The sequence below is a fragment of the Streptomyces sp. NPDC058632 genome (assembly GCF_042717095.1).
Classification (GTDB): Bacteria; Actinomycetota; Actinomycetes; order Streptomycetales; family Streptomycetaceae; genus Streptomyces.
The window spans coordinates 1-19,506 of the sequence record NZ_JBHXQZ010000044.1 but is presented as its reverse complement, the minus strand read 5'-3'; the positions used below and the strand labels follow the sequence as shown (position 1 = coordinate 19,506).

Genomic DNA, 19,506 nt, shown 5'->3' with positions numbered 1-19,506 from the left:
CCCGGGGGCGGCCTGAAACGGCCGTCCGAAAGGGCCGTCGGCCGGCAGCGCCCGATGCCCGTCGGCGCTCCCGGCCGTATGCCGATCCACCGCTCAGTGAGCGGGCGGCGGCCCCGCAGGGGGAGTGGTGCCTCCCGCGTCCGGACCGGGATCGTTCTTGTGGGCGAGCCGGTCCATGGCGCCCTTGGCCTTGCCGGTGCCCTTCTGGATCCTGTCGCTGTACTTGCCCTTGGTCCGCTCGTCGGCGGTCTTCGCGGCCTTGTCCAGCCCGTGCTGGATCCTGCCCTCGTGCTGCTGCGCGAGGTCCGAGACCTTGTCCTTGGCAGGCCCCAGTTTGGCCTTCATGTTGTCCAGGAGACCCATGGTCCACCTTTCCCCACGGTGCGGTTCATGTGCGCTCATGCCATGCGGGATACGTGCGGGATACGTGCGGAATCCAGGTGGGCCCATATGCGAAAACGCCCATATCCACCCCATACGGTACCCGCGCGGATGCGGTCCCGCCCTGCCGCGCGGTCACCCGGCGGCCGAAACCCGACCATGGGTGAGGGTCCGTGCCCGTCACGTCGCGCAACTCGATGGAGGGCCGGCTGTGAGGTTTGCGAGACTGGACCGGTGAGCAGCGCACCCCCCGCCCCCCGGGTCATCGCCGTCGTCGGCCCCACCGCAGCCGGAAAGTCCGATCTGGGCGTTTTCCTGGCCCGAGAACTCGGAGGCGAGGTCGTCAACGCCGACTCCATGCAGCTCTACCGGGGGATGGACATCGGCACCGCCAAACTGACGCCCGAGGAGCGCGGGGGAGTCCCGCACCACCTCCTGGACATCTGGGACGTGACCGTCACCGCGTCCGTCGCCGAGTACCAGCGCCTCGCCCGGGAGCGGATCGACGCGCTGCTCGCCGCGGGGCGCTGGCCCGTCCTGGTCGGGGGCTCCGGCCTCTACGTCCGCGGGGCCGTCGATCACCTCGAGTTCCCGGGCACCGACCCCGACGTGCGGTCGCGCCTGGAGAACGAACTCACACTGCGCGGATCCGGCGCGCTGCACGCCCGTCTCGCCGCCGCCGACCCCGAGGCCGCACGGGCCATCCTGCCGAGCAACGGCCGCCGTATCGTCCGGGCGCTCGAAGTGATCGAGATCACCGGCCTGCCCTTCACCGCCAACCTTCCCCGCCACGACTCGGTCTACGACACCCTCCAGATCGGTGTCGACGTGGCCCGCCCCGAGCTGGACGAGAGGATCGCCGGCCGGGTCGACCGGATGTGGGACGCGGGTCTCGTGGACGAAGTGCGCGCACTGGAGGCGCAAGGGTTGCGCGAGGGGCGTACGGCCTCGCGCGCGCTCGGCTACCAGCAGGTGCTCGCCGCGCTGGCCGGAGAGTGCGCCCTGGAGGACGCGCGGGCCGAGACCGTCCGTGCCACCAAGCGCTTCGCGCGCCGTCAGGATTCATGGTTCAGGCGCGACCCGAGGGTGCATTGGCTGAGTGGGGCCGCGGCGGATCTGACGGAACTTCCGCAGCTCGCGCTGTCATTGGTCGAACGACCGGTTACAGCCTGATCACGTCATGGCATCGGGACGCCCAGGCCGTCATCCGGGCCTCCGGCGCCGTGCCATCATCGAGCTTCGATCGACCAGTGGAGTCCAAGTTGGGAGGGCGCGTGGCGATGGAGGCCGGCCCTCGCGACACCGCACATGGAACCGAACACCTCACCACCGAGCGGGGCGTACCGGAGCAGGACCCTGACCGTCTCAGCCCCGACGGGCCGGACGAGACACAGGGCCAGGTGACCGACGACGGCCCCGAGCCGGACGAGATGTTCGCGGGCGGCGACGAGGTCGAGGTCGAGCTGCGTCCGCAGCGTCGGCTGCGCATCTGGCAGCTCGCGCCCATCGTCGGCCTGGCCGCGGTCGGCTCCCTGATGTTCGCGTTCCCGCTCGCCTTCGACTTCGGCGACAGCGGCGCCGTGATCGCCATGCTGGGCCTGCTGATCTGCTCCTGCGCGGCCGGCTGGGGCATGATGGCCGCCCGCAGGGTGGGGTACACCTGGCCCGGCCTGCCGGCCCGGAGCTCCGGCCGCAGACCCGACTGGCGGGTCGTGGCCGCCTATGCCGTGCTGGTCGCCGCGGTGGTGGCCCTGGCCGTCTGGCGGGTCGCCCGCCTCCGCTGAGGCCCCGCCCTCCGCCGGCTCCCTCGCGCGGACTCCTGCGCAGAGCGACGGCCGGGACGCGGTGTCGTGGTCGCCCCGTACGATCGAGGGATGAGCACGCGGATCGCTTTCCTCAAGGGGCACGGCACCGAGAACGACTTCGTGATCGTCCCGGACCCCGAGAACGCCATCGACCTGCCCCCTGCCTCCGTCGCGGCCCTCTGCGACCGCCGCGCGGGCATCGGCGGTGACGGACTGCTGCACGTGGTGCGGTCCGCGGCACACCCCGAGGCGCGGCACCTGGCGGCCGAGGCCGAGTGGTTCATGGACTACCGCAACGGCGACGGCTCGGTCGCCGAGATGTGCGGCAACGGCGTGCGTGTGTTCGCGCGCTACCTCCAGCGCGCGGGACATGTGGCCGAGGGAGACATCGCGGTCGCCACGCGCGGGGGCGTGAAGACGGTGCACATCGCCAAGACCGTGTCCGACAGCGGCTCCGCCGCCGGTGACATCACCGTCGGCATGGGCCGGGCACTGCTGCCCGACGACGGCGTCACCGTGAACGTCGGCGGACGCAGCTGGCCCGCGCGGAACGTGAACATGGGCAACCCGCACGCCGTGGCCTTCGTGGACGACCTCGACCACGCCGGCGACCTGTTCACCGCGCCCCCGTTCAGCCCCGCCTCGGTCTATCCGGACGGCGTCAACGTCGAGTTCGTGGCCGACCGCGGTCCGCGACACGTGGCGCTGCGTGTCCACGAGCGGGGCGCCGGCGAGACCCGCTCGTGCGGCACGGGCGCCTGCGCGGTGGCCGTGGCCGCGGCCCGCCGGGACGGCGTCGACCCGCGGAGCACCGGAACCCCGGTGACGTACACGGTGGATGTGCCCGGCGGCACCCTGGTGATCACGGAACGGCCCGACGGGGAGATCGAGATGACCGGGCCGGCGGTGATCGTCGCCGAGGGAGTGATCGAGAGCGAGTGGCTGGAGAACCTGCCCCGCTGAACCCCGTACCGGCTTGGTATCCAAGAGCCGAGTGGGCCGGCCGCCCGCATCCGTGAGGTGCGGGGACCGGTCCGGCTTCGGGACCATGGCACGCCGCCGGCCCTGTGGCGCGAAATCGCCGCCGTGACGGTCTTCGCTCAATGGGGTGATCCGTTTCACGCTCCGGGGGAGGCGGTCGGTCGCACGTGCTGGGCTCGGTAGCATCAAGCACCGGCCCGGACGGGGGACGAGCGCCGTCTCCTCAGCCCGAGTCCGCCCTGGGCATACGTCCGCCGGTCGACGCAGCCGGAGGTGCCCATTGAATGCGGAGGCCGCGAAACCTGCGACCCCAGGTCCCGCGACATCAGGGTCTGTGACGCCGGGGTCTGTGACAGCGGGGTCCGTGACCCCAGGTCGTGTCACGCCCGCAGGGACACGCAGGAAGGCCCGCTCCCGGCTCGACCTGCGCCGGCTGGGCCGTGCCGCGTTCCTCGGCCCCACCTCCCGCGACCGGCTTCCCGACGCCATCGGCCATGTCGTCGACGCCCACCGCGCCCACCATCCCGACGCCGATCTCGACCCCCTGCGCCGCGCCTATCTCCTGGCCGAGTCCTCGCACCGGGGACAGATGCGCAAGAGCGGCGAGCCGTACATCACCCACCCGCTCGCCGTGACCCTCATCCTCGCCGAACTCGGCGCCGAGACCACGACCCTGACCGCCTCCCTGCTCCACGACACCGTCGAGGACACGGAGGTGACGCTCGATCAGGTACGCGAGCAGTTCGGCGAGGAGGTGTGCTACCTCGTCGACGGCGTCACCAAGCTGGAGAAGGTCGACTACGGTGCCGCGGCCGAACCCGAGACCTTCCGCAAGATGCTCGTCGCCACCGGAAACGACGTCCGCGTGATGTCGATCAAACTCGCCGACCGGCTGCACAACATGCGCACCCTCGGGGTGATGCGCCCCGAGAAGCAGGAACGCATCGCCAAGGTGACCCAGGACGTCCTCATCCCGCTCGCCGAACGGCTCGGTGTCCAGGCGCTCAAGACGGAACTCGAGGACCTGGTCTTCGCGATCCTGCGCCCCGAGGAGAACAGGCACACGCGTGAGCTGATCCTCCGCAACGCCTCCCGCGCGGACGACCCGCTCGCCGAGGTCGCCGACGAGGTGCGCAAGGTGCTGCGCGAGGCGGACCTCGCCGCCGAGGTCCTCATCCGTCCGCGTCACTTCGTCTCCGTGCACCGCGTGTCCCGCAAACGCGGCCGGCTCCGCGGCGCCGACTTCGGCCGCGTGCTGGTGCTGGTGAACGAGGACGCCGACTGCTACGGCGTCCTCGGTGAGCTGCACACCTGCATGACGCCCGTCGTCTCGGAGTTCAAGGACTTCATCGCGGTCCCCAAGTTCAACCTGTACCAGTCGCTGCACACCGCCGTCGCGCGCGACGACGGCCAGGTCGTCGAAGTCCTCATCCGCACGCACCAGATGCACAAGGTCGCCGAGGCCGGTGTCGTCGCTCTCGGCAACCCCTACGCCGCCCCGGCGGAGGAGCAGTCGACGAGCGACGGCGAACGCGTCGACCCGACCCGGCCCGGCTGGCTCTCCCGGCTCCTCGAGTGGCAGCGCGGCGCGCCCGACCCCGACACGTTCTGGTCCACGCTGCGCGAGGACCTCGCCCAGGACCGCGAGATCACGGTGTTCCGCCCCGACGGCGGCACGATCGGCCTGCCCGAGGGCGCGACCTGTGTGGACGCCGCGTACGCGCAGTACGGCGAGGACGCGCACGCGTGCATCGGCGCCCGGGTCAACGGCCGCCTGGCGACGCTGAGCACCGTGCTGAGGGACGGGGACACCGTCCAGCTCCTGATGGGCCAGGACCCCGCGTCCGAGCCCTCCAGGGAGTGGCTGGAGCACGCCCACACCCCGGCCGCCCGGATCGCCATTCAGCGATGGCTGACCGCCCACCCCGCCGATCCCGCCGATCCGGTCGAGGAGGACCGAGCCGGGTCCGAGGCGGCACAGCCGGCTCCCCGCCCTGCCACGGGCGGGCCCGCGGCAGGGCACGCTCCCGAGGCGGTGCCCGCTTCCTCCGGCGGCGCCCAGGTCCTGGCCGACCGGCCCGGCGCGACGGTGCGGCTCGCCGGCTGCTGTACGCCCGTACCGCCCGACGAGGTGACCGGCTTCGCCGTGCGCGGGGGAGCGGTCACCGTGCACCGTGTCGAGTGCGCCGCCGTGGCACGCATGAAAGACGCGGGGCGCGCGGAGGTCGGCGTGCGCTGGGGAGAGGGCGCCGAGTGCCGGGTCACCCTGGTCGCCGAATCGTTCGTCCGCCCCCATCTGCTCGCCGACCTCACCGAGGCCATGGCGGTGGAAGGCGCCGAGATCGTCTCCGCGACCGTCGAGCCACCGACCCACCAGCAGGTGCGGCACACCTACACCGTGCAGCTGCCGGACGCCGCCCACCTGCCCACCCTCATGCGCGCGATGCGCAAGGTGGCGGGTGTGTACGACGTGAGCCGGGCCAAACCGCAGGCCCAGGGCACCTGACAGCGGTCCGCGCGCCGGGCGCCGCGGGCGCCGCCCGGCCGGGCACCTTGTCGGCGCGCCTGCTCGGCCATCGGCCCACCCGATCGGGTGGGCCGGGAGCGCGCCGCCGGAATTGCGCACGCGCGCGCTGATAGCCGTGGGCCCATGCTGCTCACTCCCCACGGCCCGGTTGCCCCGGAACCGGCTTGTGAACGTCCCGCCCCGCACGGTCCGGCCTCCGGCCGTCAGGCCGTCCCCGCCCCGGCCGCCCGCAGGCCGATCTCCCGTGGCCGTCGTCGGCGGGCGTCCGCGGCGCTGCTCGCGTCGGCCGTTTCCGTCTGCCTCCTCGCCGCGAGCGCCCCCGCCACACCACTGGGCATCGGCGACCGTCTCTTCCCGCACCTGGGCAACCCCGGGTACGACGTGACGTCGTACCACCTCACCCTCGGCTACCCCGGCACCAACGACACACCGCTCCAGGCCACCACGAGGATCGACGCCCGGACGACCACGGACCTGGACCGGATCAACCTCGACTTCGCCCACGGCACCGTCCACTCGGTCGAGGTCGACGGCGCCCCCGCGACCTTCACCACCGCCGGTGAGGACCTCGTGATCACGCCCGTCGGCGGCCTGGACGCCGGCGAACGGACCCGTATCGCGGTGCGTCACACCAGCGATCCGGTGGCCGCCGAGGGCCGTGACGGCGGCTGGGTGCGCACCGCGGACGGCCTTGCCATGGCCAACCAGGCCGACGCCGCGCACCTGGTCTTCCCCTGCAACGACCACCCGTCCGACAAGGCCTTCTTCACCTTCCGCATCACCGCACCCGACGGTCACACGGCCGTCGCCAACGGTCTGCCGATCCACGTCGACCGCACCCGCGCGGCGACGACGACCTGGACGTACCGCACCCGGCACCCCATGGCCACCGAACTCGCCCAGGTGTCCATCGGCCGCTCCACGGTCCTGCACCGCACCGGCCCGCACGGGCTGCCGCTGCGCGACGTCGTCCCCACGGTCCACCGCGAACAGCTCGAGCCGTGGCTGGCGAGGACCCCCGACCAGATGGCCTGGATGGAGGCCAGGGTCGGCCGCTATCCCTTCGAGACGTACGGCCTGCTCATGGCCGACGTCTCCACCGGCTTCGAACTCGAGACCCAGACGCTGTCCCTCTTCGAGCAAGACCTCTTCACCGATCCGGCCCACCCCGAGTGGTACGTCGAGTCGATCATGGTGCACGAGCTGGCCCACCAGTGGTTCGGCAACAGCGTCAGCCCCCGCACCTGGTCCGACCTGTGGCTCAACGAGGGCCACGCCACCTGGTACGAGGCGCTGTACGCGCAGGAGAGGGCCGGCCGGTCCCTGGAGACCCGGATGAAGGCCGCCTACGAGGCATCCGACCGCTGGCGTGCGGCGGGCGGACCACCCGCCGCACCCAAGGCCCCGCAGCCCGGCCGGAAGATCGGCATCTTCCGGCCGATCGTCTACGACGGCGCCGCGCTCGTGCTGTACGCCCTGCGCGAGGAGATCGGCCGCACCGCGTTCGACCTCCTGGAACGGCGCTGGGTGACCCGGCACCGGGACGGCACGGCCTCCACCGCCGATTTCGTCGGGCTCGCCTCCGACACCGCGGGACGGGACCTGACCGGATTCCTGAACGCCTGGCTCCACGACGCGAAGACCCCACCGATGCCCGGCCACCCGGACTGGAAGTCCGCAGCCCACGACTCCACGGTCCGCAAGTCCGCGTCACAGCCCACGGGACGCTCCGTCCCGACCGGGCATCGACCCGACGTGAACCGGGAACAAACACGGTGACGAGACGTGCCGTGTCGTGCCACCATCATCAGGACGCCACGGCGCGGGGCACGGGAATCTCCCGGGAGGCCCGTGCGTTGTGGAGGGTGACGGGGGTACCCGTCGCCCCCTGCGAATCCCCATCGACGTATCGACGTAAGGACCCAATGACCTCCTCTTCTTCCCCTTCCCAGGACACCAAGCGCCTCGCGCAGACCTACCCCGAGGGCCTCCGGGCCGATGCCCTGATGGAAGCGGACGTCGCCTGGAGCCTCGAGATCGACGGAGAGCGGGACGGCGACCAGCTCGACCGCTCCGAGCGTGCGGCCCTGCGCCGCGTCGCCGGCCTCTCCACCGAGCTCGAGGACGTCACCGAGGTCGAGTACCGGCAGCTCCGCCTGGAGCGCGTCGTACTCGTCGGCGTGTGGACGTCGGGAACCGTGCAGGACGCGGAGAACTCCCTCGCGGAGCTCGCCGCCCTGGCGGAGACGGCGGGCGCCCTCGTGCTCGATGGCGTGACCCAGCGCCGCGACAAGCCCGACGCGGCGACCTTCATCGGCTCCGGCAAGGCCGTGGAACTGCGCGACATCGTGCTCGACACGGGCGCGGACACGGTCATCTGCGACGGAGAGCTGAGCCCCGGCCAGCTGATCCACCTCGAGGACGTCGTCAAGGTCAAGGTCATCGACCGTACGGCCCTGATCCTGGACATCTTCGCCCAGCACGCCAAGTCCCGGGAGGGCAAGGCGCAGGTCGCGCTCGCGCAGATGCAGTACATGCTGCCGAGGCTGCGCGGCTGGGGTCAGTCGCTGTCCCGGCAGATGGGCGGCGGCAAGGGCGGCGGACTCGCCACCCGTGGCCCCGGTGAGACCAAGATCGAGACCGACCGGCGCCGGATCCGCGAGAAGATGGCGAAGATGCGCCGGGAGATCGCGGAGATGAAGACCGGCCGCGACATCAAGCGTCAGGAGCGCCGGCGCAACAAGGTGCCGTCCGTCGCCATCGCGGGCTACACCAACGCCGGCAAGTCCTCACTGCTCAACCGCCTGACGGGCGCGGGCGTGCTGGTCGAGAACGCCCTGTTCGCGACCCTGGACCCGACCGTGCGCCGGGCCGAGACGCCGGGCGGACGGCTGTACACGCTGACCGACACGGTCGGCTTCGTCCGGCACCTGCCGCACCACCTGGTCGAGGCGTTCCGCTCCACGATGGAGGAGGTCGGCGACGCCGACCTGATCCTGCACGTGGTGGACGGTTCGCATCCCGTCCCGGAGGAGCAGCTGGCCGCCGTGCGCGAGGTGATCAGGGATGTCGGCGCCACCGGCGTACCCGAGATCGTCGTGATCAACAAGGCGGACGCGGCCGACCCGCTGACGCTCCAGCGGCTGCTGCGGGAGGAGAAGCGCTCCATCGCGGTCTCGGCCCGCACCGGCCAGGGCATCGAGGAACTGCTCGCCCTCCTCGACAACGAGCTGCCCCGGCCGGCCGTGGAGATCGAGGCACTCGTGCCGTACACCCAGGGCAAGCTGGTGGCCCGCGCGCACAACGAGGGCGAGGTGATCTCCGAGGAGCACACCGCGGAGGGCACCCTGCTCAAGGTGCGGGTGCACGAGGAACTGGCGGCGGAGCTCACGCCGTACCTGCCCACGCCGGCCGCCGGCTGAGTCCGCGGCCCAGGGCGACGGCGGCGGCCCGCCCCCTGCTGGTGACAGGGGGCGGGCCGTCGGTGTGCGCGGATGACCGGCCGCCGTGATCACCGGCCGCCCTGATCACGTACCGCTGTGATCAACGGCCGCCGTGGGTCCTGCTCATGTCCTGGTACAGCGCCTCGGCGTCCCGGCCCAGCTGCGGGCCCGCGAGCCAGGTGTTGTCGGTCGGGCCGATCGACGTGTTCGACACCAGCACGGTCTCGCCGTCCACCACCCGGAACCAGCCGCCGCCGGACGAACCACCGGTCATGGTGCAGCCGATGCGGTGCATCGGGGGCAGATCCGAGGCGAGGGAGAACCGGCCCGGAGTGTCCAGGCACTTGAACATCTGCAGACCGTCGTAGGGCGGCGCCGCCGGGTAGCCCCAGGCACCCATCCGGCCCGACCCGGCCGCGGACGGCGCCGAGAAGTCCACGTCCAGGGCGGTACCGACCGTCTCCTCCAGGGACTTGGCGCCCTGCTCCGGCTTCACGTGCAGGACCGCGTAGTCGTACGGCGCCCCGGCGCCGCCGGTCTGCGCTCCGCCCTCGATCCAGCCGGTGGAGGTCGAGGCCCAGTCCGCCCACCAGTTGCCGTACGGGGCGATCTCCGAGGAGTTCGCGTCGCCCAGCTCCGCCGCCGGCTTGCCGAGGTCGTTGTACGCGGGGACGAAGACGATGTTGCGGTACCAGCCGCCGTCGCCACCGGCGTGCACGCAGTGACCGGCGGTCCAGACGAGATTGGACCTGCCCGGGTGGTTCACGTCCTTGACGACCGTGCCGGAGCAGACGCTCGGACCTTCGGGGGAGTCGAAGAAGACCTTGCCGACCGGGGCCGCGTTCTCGTGATACGGCGTCCGCTCGGCCTGCGCCTCCACCGGGGCCGGCTCCGGATCGCTGACGCCCTGGGCTGCGCTCGCGTCCTTGGTCGAGAGGTTCTTGTCCGCCTCCTCGGCGGAACGCATCCGCTCCGGCTTCCACAGACCCTCGATCACCGGGTTGACGTAGTCCTCGGCGTCACTGAGCCACTTGTCCTTGTCCCAGTCCTGCCAGCCGCCGTCCTTCCACTTGTCGACATCGATCCCGTGCTCCTTGAGCTTGTCCGCGATGCCGGCCGGGCCCCGGGGAGCCTTGCCGGCCTCGCTGTCCGCGGTCTGCGAGGTGCCGGAACGGGGCTTGCCCGCGTCGGCCTTGTCGTCGGCGGAACCGCCGCACGCGGTCGCGGTGAGCGCCAGGGCGGCGACGAACCCGGTGGCGGCGAGAGCTCCCCGCGGGCCACGCCGGCGCGGGGCGGACGTACGTGTGGAACGCATGGTGCGATGACCCCCCGTGTACGAATGAATGTCCTGCTGCTGTCCGCCGCCGGAGCGGCCTCAGGTCACTGGCCGGTGAACTTGTCGCTGACCGCGTCGTACACGCCCTTGGCCTCGTCGCCCAGCCGCGGGCCGGCCAGCCAGCCCGAAGTCACCGGGCCGATGGAGGTGTTGGACACCAGCGCCGGCCGGCCGTCGGAGCCCTCCGCGACCCAGCCGCCACCGGACGAACCGGCGGTCATGCTGCATCCGATGCGGTACATCGTCGGGTCGGAGGCACTGAGCGAGAGCCGGCCCGGCTGGTCCTCGCAGCTGAACAGCGTCTGGCCGTCGTACGGTGCGCCGGCCGGGTAACCGGTCGCGGTCACGCTCTTCACGTCGGGCACGGCGGGAGCCTGGAAGTCCACCGGCAGCGCCGAACCGACCGTCTCCTCCAGCGACTTGCCGCCGCCGCCCTTCTCCGGCGTCACATGGATGACGGCGAAGTCGTACGAGGCGCCGTCACCGCCGGTCGCCCCGCCCTGCTCGATCCACTGGTCGGAGGTCTGCGCCCAGTCACCCCACCAGACGCCGTACGGAGCGACCTCGTCCTCGGTGGCGCCTTCGAGCTCGCCGGCCGGCCTGGCCGCGTCGTTGTACGACGGCACGAAGGCGATGTTGCGGTACCAGCCGCCCTTCTTGCCGGCGTGCACGCAGTGCCCGGCCGTCCACACCATGTTGGACTTGCCCGGATTGGCGGGGTCCTGCACCACGGTCGCCGAGCACACCATCGTGCCCTCGGGTGCGTCGAAGAACACCTTGCCCGCCGTGGGGGCGTTGGCGTGGTAGGACGGCGGCACGGCCTGCGCCTGCACCGGCTGAGGCGTCGGGTCCGTCACGCCCTGGTCACCGGAGATGTCGCTCTCGTCGACCTCCGGGTCCGGCTGCTCGGCGTCCCGCATGCGGTCCGGGTCCCACAGGTCCTCGATGATCGGGTTGACGTAGTCGTTGGCCTCGCGCAGCCAGTCGTCCTTGTCCCAGTTCTTCCAGTCGCCGTTCCTCCACTTGTCGATATCGATCCCGTGCTCCTTGAGCCGGTCCGCGATGTCGCTCGGAATCTGGATCTTGTCGTCCCCGGCCGCGGCGGTCGCGGAGGCTTCGCCTCCCGCCGTGTCGTCCCCCGAACCACAGGCGGTGGCGGTGAGCGCGAGTACCGAGGCGAACGCGACGGCGGTCAGCACGGGGGAGGTTCCGCGGCGCGCCCTTCCGCCTCGGCGACTGGTGGACGACGGCCGTATGGATCGCATGATCTGACTCCCCCTGATGTGGACGAACGTGGTGCTTCGGCCGTGTGCGCATCGCGGACCCGAACGGAGTCCGGGCCCGTCGCGCGACCGCCGGGAACGGCACCACACACTATGCGTTCGCCGCGGGGGACAACCGACGGAACGGCAACGGTTTCGCTACGAGCTTTCTGGCCTGGGCATTCGCCGGAGAGCGGCCGATGCCATGCCTTCCCGACTCCCTGCTCGGGCCTGGTGCCCGATGACACGCATCCGATCGGAAATATGTTCGTCCGCAGCGTGGACCGCGCTCACCTGCGCGTCCACGGTCCACGGCCCTCATGGTCGGCGCACGATTGTCGGTGCCGGGCCGTAGGGTGGTCGCGCTATGACGAAGCCCTCACTCCCCGAACTCCTGCACGCTGCCGTCACCGCCGTCGGCGGCACGGAGCGCCCCGGCCAGGTGACCATGGCCGAAGCCGTCGCCGAGGCGATCGACGACGCCTCGCATCTGCTGGTCCAGGCCGGCACCGGCACCGGAAAGTCGCTCGGTTATCTCGTGCCCGCGCTCGCACAGGGGGAGAGGGTCGTCGTGGCGACGGCCACGCTGGCCCTGCAGCGCCAGCTCGTCGAGCGCGACCTTCCGCGCACGGTGGAGGCGCTGCACCCGCTGCTGCGCCGCCGCCCCGAGTTCGCCATGCTCAAGGGCCGGTCCAACTACGTGTGTCTGCACCGGCTCCACGAAGGCGTACCGCAGGACGAGGAGGAGGGCCTCTTCGACCAGTTCGAGGCGGCCGCCCCCACCAGCAAGCTGGGGCAGGACCTGCTGCGCCTGCGCGACTGGGCGGACGAGACGGAGAACGGCGACCGGGACGATCTCACCCCGGGCGTCTCCGACCGTGCCTGGTCCCAGGTCTCGGTGTCGTCGCGGGAGTGCCTGGGTGCCACGAAGTGCGCCTACGGCGCCGAGTGCTTCGCCGAGATGGCCCGCGAGCGCGCCAAGCTCGCCGACGTCGTCGTCACCAACCACGCCCTCCTGGCGATCGACGCGATCGAGGGTGCTCCGGTGCTCCCGCAGCACGAGGTGCTGATCGTCGACGAGGCCCACGAACTGGTCTCCCGGGTCACCGGGGTCGCCACGGGGGAGCTCACTCCCGGCCAGGTCAACCGTGCGGTGCGCCGTGCCGCGAAGCTGGCCGACGAGAAGGCGGCCGACCAGCTGCAGACCGCGGCCGAAGGCTTCGAACGCCTGATGGAGCTGGCCCTTCCGGGCCGTCTCGAGGAGATCCCGGAGGACCTCGGGTACGCGCTGATGGCGCTGCGTGACGCCTGCCGGACCGTCATCTCCGCGATCGGGGGCACCCGCGACAAGTCCGTCCAGGACGAGGACGCGGTCCGTAAGCAGGCGCTCGCCTCGGTGGAGAGCGTGCACGACGTGGCGGAGCGCATCACCAACGGCTCCGAATGGGATGTCGTCTGGTACGAGCGCCACGAGCGCCACGAGCCCCGCGGCCAAGCCGCATACCGACACAGCGGCGCTTCGCTGCGGGTCGCCCCCATGTCGGTCTCGGGCCTCCTGCGGGAGAAACTCTTCTCCGACCGCTCGGTGGTCCTGACGTCCGCGACGCTGAAGCTCGGCGGCGACTTCAACGGCGTGGGTGCCTCTCTGGGCCTCGGCCCCGAGGGCACCGAGGGGGACGACCTTCCGCAGTGGAAGGGCGTCGACGTCGGCTCTCCGTTCGACTACCCCCGGCAGGGCATTCTCTACGTCGCCAAGCATCTGGCGCGCCCGGCCCGCGACGGCGACCGCGCGGACATGCTCGACGAGCTCACCGAGCTGATCCAGGCCGCGGGCGGCCGCACCCTGGGCCTGTTCTCCTCGATGCGGGCCGCCCAGCTCGCCGCAGAGGAGCTGCGCTCCCGCATTCCGGAGTACCCGATCCTCCTCCAGGGCGAGGAGACCCTCGGAGAGCTGATCAAGAACTTCGCCGCCGACCCGAGGACCTGCCTGTTCGGCACGCTGTCGCTCTGGCAGGGCGTTGACGTGCCCGGCCCCAGCTGCCAGCTGGTCGTCATGGACAAGATCCCGTTCCCGCGCCCGGACGACCCGTTGATGAGCGCTCGCCAGAAGGCCGTGGAGGACGCGGGCGGGAACGGCTTCATGGCGGTTGCCGCCACGCACGCCGCGCTGCTCATGGCACAGGGCGCCGGCCGCCTCGTCCGGGCCACGGGTGACCGCGGCGTGGTCGCCGTCCTGGACCAGCGACTGGCGACGGCGCGCTACGGCAGCTATCTGAAGGCCTCGCTGCCCGACTTCTGGTTCACCACGGACCGGAACCAGGTGAGGAAGTCCCTGGCCGCGATCGACGCGGCGGCCGGGCAGGCAGAGAGCCGAGCGGACTGAGGGACGAGCGGGCCGAGAACAAGCGGGCCGAGGCCGAGGAGCACGCCCCGGCGTGGACGGAAGGCGTGCGGGGCCGGCATGGGCCATGAAGGGCCGTGAACCGGCGGCGCAGGACCCGACAGCGCAAGGCCCGACAGCGGATTCGGACAGCGCAGGGCCCCGGAACCGGCGCAGGGGTTCCGGGGCCCGGACCAGGGGCGGGGACCGGACCGGCCGGCCCCCGCGGCGGACTCAGACGCGGCGCAGAACGGCCACCACCTTGCCCAGAATGGTCGCGTCGTCGCCGGGGATCGGCTCGTAGGCCGCGTTGTGCGGGAGGAGCCAGACATGGCCGTCCTCGCGCTTGAAGCGCTTGACGGTGGCTTCGCCGTCGAGCATCGCGGCGACGATGTCGCCGTTCTCGGCGACAGGCTGGCGCCTGACCGTGACCCAGTCGCCGTCACAGATCGCGGCTTCGATCATGGAGTCGCCGACGACCTTCAGGACGAACAGCTCACCGTCACCGACGAGCTGACGGGGGAGGGGGAAGACGTCCTCGACCGACTCCTCGGCGAGGATCGGGCCGCCGGCGGCGATCCGGCCGACCAGCGGCACGTACGACGCGGCCGGCTTGCCCGCGGTGTCCGTGGGCTGCACGGAGGTGGCCTGGTCGGAGCCGCGCACCTCGTACGCGCGGGGACGGTGCGGGTCGCGACGCAGGAATCCCTTGCGCTCCAGTGCCATCAGCTGGTGTGCCACGGAGGACGTGCTGGAGAGGCCGACCGCCTGGCCGATCTCGCGCATCGACGGCGGGTACCCGCGGCGCTGCACCGAGTCCCTGATGACTTCGATCACCCGACGCTGGCGGTCGGTGAGTCCCGAGCTGTCCGCCCGGATGCCGGGAGGTCGGCCCGGCAAGGAGCGCTTCTGTCCCTCAGGATGCTGCGTGGCTTCGCTCATCGCATGCACCGGCTCGAGCCGGCCCTGGGAGCGGTCCTGGGCAGTGATGCTGGCGCTGTCTGCGGTGGTGGTCACGTCGGCCCCTCTCGATGGTCTCCCTGCAGGACAACGGTAGTAGCTTTCGAAAGGTTGCGCCAAACACACGTTCGAGTGAAAAAACGCGAATTGCCCTCTGTGATCGCCCGCCGAGGTGTATTGACTGCGATTCTCCCCGTCGGCAAAAGCCCCCATTGTCGTACTCTTCGCCGCCGAGGCGACGGTCTCCCGGCCGGGGCCCAGTCTGTCATCGGGTGCCGCGCGATGAGGGGAGCGGCCCGACTCCTCCCCGGCCTCTCCGGGAGTCGCACGCCGTCTCCTCCCGGCGGGCACGACATCTCCCCATGCGCGGCCTTTCCGGGGCTTCGCGCGGGACCCGCGGGCCCCGCGAGTCCGCACCGTGGCCCCGCGTGAGCACACCGTGAGGAAGGTCGGCCGGACGCCTCATGCCCGGATTCGAATGACACGCGTGCTGGAGTGTATGAATGAGCCAATCACCACATCTAGTGGTTGGATTGCACCAGCTACCCAGAAGTTGTGGTCCCGCGGTCCTGAGGCCTTCGGAGATCGCTTATGCTGGAGCAGCTTCGCAGGGCCGAACGGGCCCTGTGGGGCCACGGAGTCTGCTGCGAGGGAGGGTTGGGATCTCATGCACTGCCCCTTCTGCAGGCACTCCGACAGCCGTGTCGTCGACAGTCGTACGACCGATGACGGCACGTCAATCCGCAGGCGTCGCCAGTGTCCCGACTGCTCCCGTCGTTTCACGACCGTGGAGACGTGCTCGCTCATGGTGGTCAAGCGGTCCGGCGTGACCGAGCCGTTCAGCCGCACCAAGGTCATCAACGGTGTGCGAAAGGCATGTCAGGGGCGTCCCGTTACCGAGGACGCGCTCGCGCAGCTCGGCCAGCGCGTCGAGGAAGCGGTGCGGGCCACCGGAAGCGCCGAGCTGACCACGCATGACGTGGGGCTGGCCATACTCGGCCCGTTGCAGGAACTCGACCTCGTCGCCTACCTGCGGTTCGCGTCCGTCTACCGGGCGTTCGAGTCGCTCGAGGACTTCGAGGCCGCGATCACGGAACTCAGGCAGGTGGAGTACCCCGCCGTGGGTGACGGAGACCGCGAGAGGGCTGTCGCGGGGAGCCGGGAAGACAACAGCGGGTCCGGCGGGACTGCCCAGGTCCCGGAACCCGCCCAGCCCGCCGGCTGACCGGCGGGCCCTGCGGCCGGGGGCGGCCGGACCGCGGCGATGAGAAGACCTGTTGCGGGTGACGCGCGTGGGCACCCGCAGCATCAGAACAAATACCGTGCCACGGGAACATCGGGGCACTTCAGGGCGTTTTCGCCCGTACCAGGGAGGCGGCATGACAGAGACGGCGAGCGGTCCGACACGGAGTTCCCGGGCCAAGGGAAGCGGCAAGGCCGGCAAGGGGCTGCGGGTCGAGCGCATCCACACCTCTCCCGGAGTCCACCCCTACGACGAGGTGGCCTGGGAGCGTCGTGACGTCGTCATGACCAACTGGCGCGACGGCTCGGTCAACTTCGAGCAGCGTGGCGTCGAGTTCCCCGACTTCTGGTCGGTGAACGCGGTCAACATCGTCACCAGCAAGTACTTCCGCGGTGCCGTGGGCACCCCGCAGCGCGAGACCGGCCTCAAGCAGCTGATCGACCGCATCGTGAAGACGTACCGGAAGGCCGGCGAGGACCACAAGTACTTCGCCTCCCCCGCCGACGCCGAGATCTTCGAGCACGAGCTGGCCTACGCCCTCCTGCACCAGATCTTCAGCTTCAACAGCCCTGTCTGGTTCAACGTCGGCACGCCCCAGCCGCAGCAGGTCTCCGCCTGCTTCATCCTGTCCGTCGACGACTCCATGGAGTCGATCCTCGACTGGTACAAGGAAGAGGGCATGATCTTCAAGGGCGGCTCCGGTGCCGGCCTGAACCTCTCCCGCATCCGCTCCTCCAAGGAACTGCTGTCCTCCGGCGGCAACGCCTCCGGCCCGGTCTCCTTCATGCGCGGCGCCGACGCCTCCGCCGGCACGATCAAGTCGGGTGGCGCCACCCGGCGCGCCGCCAAGATGGTCATCCTCGACGTCGACCACCCCGACATCGAGGACTTCATCCAGACCAAGGTCAAGGAGGAGGAGAAGATCCGCGCCCTGCGCGACGCGGGCTTCGACATGGACCTGGGCGGCGACGACATCACGTCCGTCCAGTACCAGAACGCCAACAACTCGGTCCGCGTGAACGACACGTTCATGAAGGCGGTCCAGGACGGCGGCAAGTTCGGCCTGACGTCCCGCATGACCGGCGAGGTCATCGAGGAGGTCGAGGCCAAGGCGCTCTTCCGCAAGATGGCCGAGGCCGCCTGGGCCTGCGCCGACCCGGGCATCCAGTACGACGACACCATCAACAACTGGCACACCTGCCCGGAGTCCGGCCGCATCAACGGCTCGAACCCCTGCAGCGAGTACATGCACCTGGACAACACGTCCTGCAACCTCGCGTCGCTGAACCTGATGAAGTTCCTCGAGGACGACAGCAAGGGCCACCAGTCCTTCGACGCCGAGCGCTTCTCGAAGGTCGTCGAGCTGGTCATCACCGCGATGGACATCTCCATCTGCTTCGCGGACTTCCCGACCCGGAAGATCGGCGAGAACACCCGCGCCTTCCGCCAGCTCGGCATCGGCTACGCCAACCTCGGCGCCCTTCTGATGGCGACCGGCCACGCCTACGACTCCGACGGCGGCCGCTCCCTGGCCGGTGCCATCACCTCTCTGATGACCGGCACGTCGTACAAGCGCTCCGCCGAACTGGCCGCGATCGTCGGCCCGTACGACGGTTACGCCCGCAACGCGCAGCCGCACCTGCGGGTCATGAAGCAGCACTCCGACGAGAACGCCAAGGCCGTCCGCATGGACGACCTGGACACGCCGATCTGGGCGGCCGCCACCGAGGCCTGGCAGGACGTGCTGAGCCTCGGCGAGAAGAACGGTTTCCGTAACTCCCAGGCGTCCGTCATCGCCCCGACCGGCACCATCGGTCTCGCGATGTCCTGCGACACCACCGGCCTCGAGCCCGACCTCGCCCTGGTCAAGTTCAAGAAGCTGGTCGGCGGCGGCTCGATGCAGATCGTCAACGGCACCGTCCCGCAGGCCCTGCGCCGCCTGGGCTACCAGGAGGAGCAGATCGAGGCGGTCGTCGCCCACATCGCCGAGCACGGCAATGTGATCGACGCCCCCGGTCTCAAGCACGAGCACTACGAGGTCTTCGACTGCGCCATGGGCGAGCGCTCCATCTCCGCGATGGGCCACGTCCGCATGATGGCCGCGATCCAGCCGTGGATCTCGGGCGCTCTCTCCAAGACGGTCAACCTGCCGGAGTCGGCGACCGTGGAGGACGTCGAGGAGGTCTACTTCGAGGCCTGGAAGATGGGCGTCAAGGCGCTCGCCATCTACCGCGACAACTGCAAGGTCGGCCAGCCCCTCTCCGCCAAGACCAAGGAGAAGGAGAAGGTCGAGATCACCGAGAAGACCGAGGACACGATCCGTGCCGCGGTCGAGAAGGTGGTCGAGTACCGCCCGGTCCGCAAGCGTCTGCCGAAGGGGCGTCCCGGCATCACCACGTCCTTCACCGTCGGCGGCGCCGAAGGCTACATGACCGCCAACTCCTACCCGGACGACGGTCTCGGCGAGGTCTTCCTGAAGATGTCCAAGCAGGGCTCGACCCTCGCGGGCATGATGGACGCCTTCTCCATCGCGGTCTCCGTCGGCCTCCAGTACGGCGTCCCGCTGGAGACGTACGTCTCGAAGTTCACCAACATGCGCTTCGAGCCGGCCGGTATGACGGACGACCCGGACGTGCGGATGGCGCAGTCCATCGTCGACTACATCTTCCGTCGCCTCGCGCTGGACTTCCTGCCCTTCGAGACGCGCTCCGCGCTCGGCATCCACTCCGCCGAGGAGCGCCAGCGTCACCTCGAGACCGGCTCCTACGAGGCGGCCGATGACGAGGTCGACGTCGAGGGCCTGGCCCAGTCCGCGCCGCGGGCGTCTCAGGAGCTGAAGGCGGTGTCCACGCCGAAGGCCGAGGCCGAGGCGGCCAAGCCCGCCCCGCAGCAGGCCCACACCAGCGCCGAACTGGTCGAGATGCAGCTCGGTATCCAGGCCGACGCCCCGCTCTGCTTCTCCTGCGGGACGAAGATGCAGCGCGCCGGTTCCTGCTACATCTGCGAGGGCTGCGGCTCGACCAGCGGCTGCAGCTGAGACAGGGCGTGACACCGGTCGCACCGGGCGTGCCCGCCCGGTGCGACCGGTTGAGGGAATGAGAGAGGGGCACCGCATTCGGCCGGTGCCCCTCTCTTTTCTCTTTCCGTCCCTCCCGTTCCCGCTGCCGTTTCCCGCTGAGCCGCCCGGC

General features: G+C 70.7%; 13 protein-coding genes. 9 read left to right on the top strand and 4 right to left on the bottom strand.

The window, feature by feature from the left end; all coding sequences use genetic code 11:
• Nucleotides 1-93: 93 nt before the first annotated feature.
• Nucleotides 94-363 carry an antitoxin gene (locus tag ACFWVE_RS18415; RefSeq protein WP_384015011.1) on the bottom strand — a complete coding sequence of 90 codons (270 nt, stop codon included), beginning with the start codon at nt 361-363 and terminating at the stop codon, nt 94-96.
• Nucleotides 364-615: 252 nt separating this feature from the next.
• On the opposite strand from ACFWVE_RS18415, the gene miaA reads away from it, so the two are divergent.
• The 6 genes from miaA to hflX all read left to right on the top strand — a co-directional run bounded on the left by miaA (nt 616) and on the right by hflX (nt 9,116).
• A complete protein-coding gene (miaA, locus tag ACFWVE_RS18410; RefSeq protein ID WP_384015009.1) occupies nt 616-1,554 on the top strand; it encodes a tRNA (adenosine(37)-N6)-dimethylallyltransferase MiaA in 939 nt (312 codons plus the stop codon).
• Between the two features lie 107 nt (nt 1,555-1,661).
• Nucleotides 1,662-2,165: a hypothetical protein gene (locus ACFWVE_RS18405; RefSeq protein WP_384015093.1), complete on the top strand. Its 504-nt coding sequence runs from the start codon at nt 1,662-1,664 to the stop codon at nt 2,163-2,165.
• Between the two features lie 90 nt (nt 2,166-2,255).
• Nucleotides 2,256-3,149: a diaminopimelate epimerase gene (gene dapF, locus ACFWVE_RS18400; protein WP_384015007.1), complete on the top strand. Its 894-nt coding sequence runs from the start codon at nt 2,256-2,258 to the stop codon at nt 3,147-3,149.
• A 298-nt stretch (nt 3,150-3,447) separates the two neighbouring features.
• Nucleotides 3,448-5,673 (top strand): RelA/SpoT family protein, encoded by a 2,226-nt coding sequence (locus ACFWVE_RS18395; protein WP_384015005.1) that lies wholly within the window; start codon nt 3,448-3,450, stop codon nt 5,671-5,673.
• A 144-nt stretch (nt 5,674-5,817) separates the two neighbouring features.
• Nucleotides 5,818-7,473: a M1 family metallopeptidase gene (locus ACFWVE_RS18390; RefSeq protein ID WP_384015002.1), complete on the top strand. Its 1,656-nt coding sequence runs from the start codon at nt 5,818-5,820 to the stop codon at nt 7,471-7,473.
• Nucleotides 7,474-7,619: 146 nt separating this feature from the next.
• Nucleotides 7,620-9,116, top strand: coding sequence for a GTPase HflX (gene hflX / locus ACFWVE_RS18385; protein WP_384015000.1), 1,497 nt, complete (start codon nt 7,620-7,622; stop codon nt 9,114-9,116).
• Nucleotides 9,117-9,237: 121 nt separating this feature from the next.
• Here hflX and ACFWVE_RS18380 read toward each other — a convergent pair whose 3' ends face one another.
• Nucleotides 9,238-10,452 (bottom strand): trypsin-like serine peptidase, encoded by a 1,215-nt coding sequence (locus ACFWVE_RS18380; protein WP_384014997.1) that lies wholly within the window; start codon nt 10,450-10,452, stop codon nt 9,238-9,240.
• A gap of 65 nt (nt 10,453-10,517) precedes the next feature.
• Entirely contained in the window at nt 10,518-11,738 is a 1,221-nt protein-coding gene (locus ACFWVE_RS18375) for a trypsin-like serine peptidase (protein WP_384014994.1), read from the bottom strand.
• A gap of 364 nt (nt 11,739-12,102) precedes the next feature.
• Between ACFWVE_RS18375 and ACFWVE_RS18370 the strand changes: the two genes are divergently transcribed.
• The gene (locus ACFWVE_RS18370; protein WP_384014991.1) at nt 12,103-14,118 is read left to right on the top strand and encodes an ATP-dependent DNA helicase; all 2,016 of its coding nucleotides are present in this window, start codon (nt 12,103-12,105) and stop codon (nt 14,116-14,118) included.
• A 231-nt stretch (nt 14,119-14,349) separates the two neighbouring features.
• Here ACFWVE_RS18370 and lexA read toward each other — a convergent pair whose 3' ends face one another.
• A complete protein-coding gene (lexA, locus tag ACFWVE_RS18365) occupies nt 14,350-15,132 on the bottom strand; it encodes a transcriptional repressor LexA (protein ID WP_384014989.1) in 783 nt (260 codons plus the stop codon).
• A 610-nt stretch (nt 15,133-15,742) separates the two neighbouring features.
• Between lexA and nrdR the strand changes: the two genes are divergently transcribed.
• Together nrdR and ACFWVE_RS18355 are read left to right on the top strand one after the other, a co-directional pair.
• Complete coding sequence (gene nrdR, locus ACFWVE_RS18360) at nt 15,743-16,300, top strand: transcriptional regulator NrdR (RefSeq protein ID WP_384014986.1); 558 nt, start codon at nt 15,743-15,745, stop codon at nt 16,298-16,300.
• A 154-nt stretch (nt 16,301-16,454) separates the two neighbouring features.
• Entirely contained in the window at nt 16,455-19,355 is a 2,901-nt protein-coding gene (locus ACFWVE_RS18355) for a vitamin B12-dependent ribonucleotide reductase (protein ID WP_384014983.1), read from the top strand.
• Nucleotides 19,356-19,506: the final 151 nt, after the last annotated feature.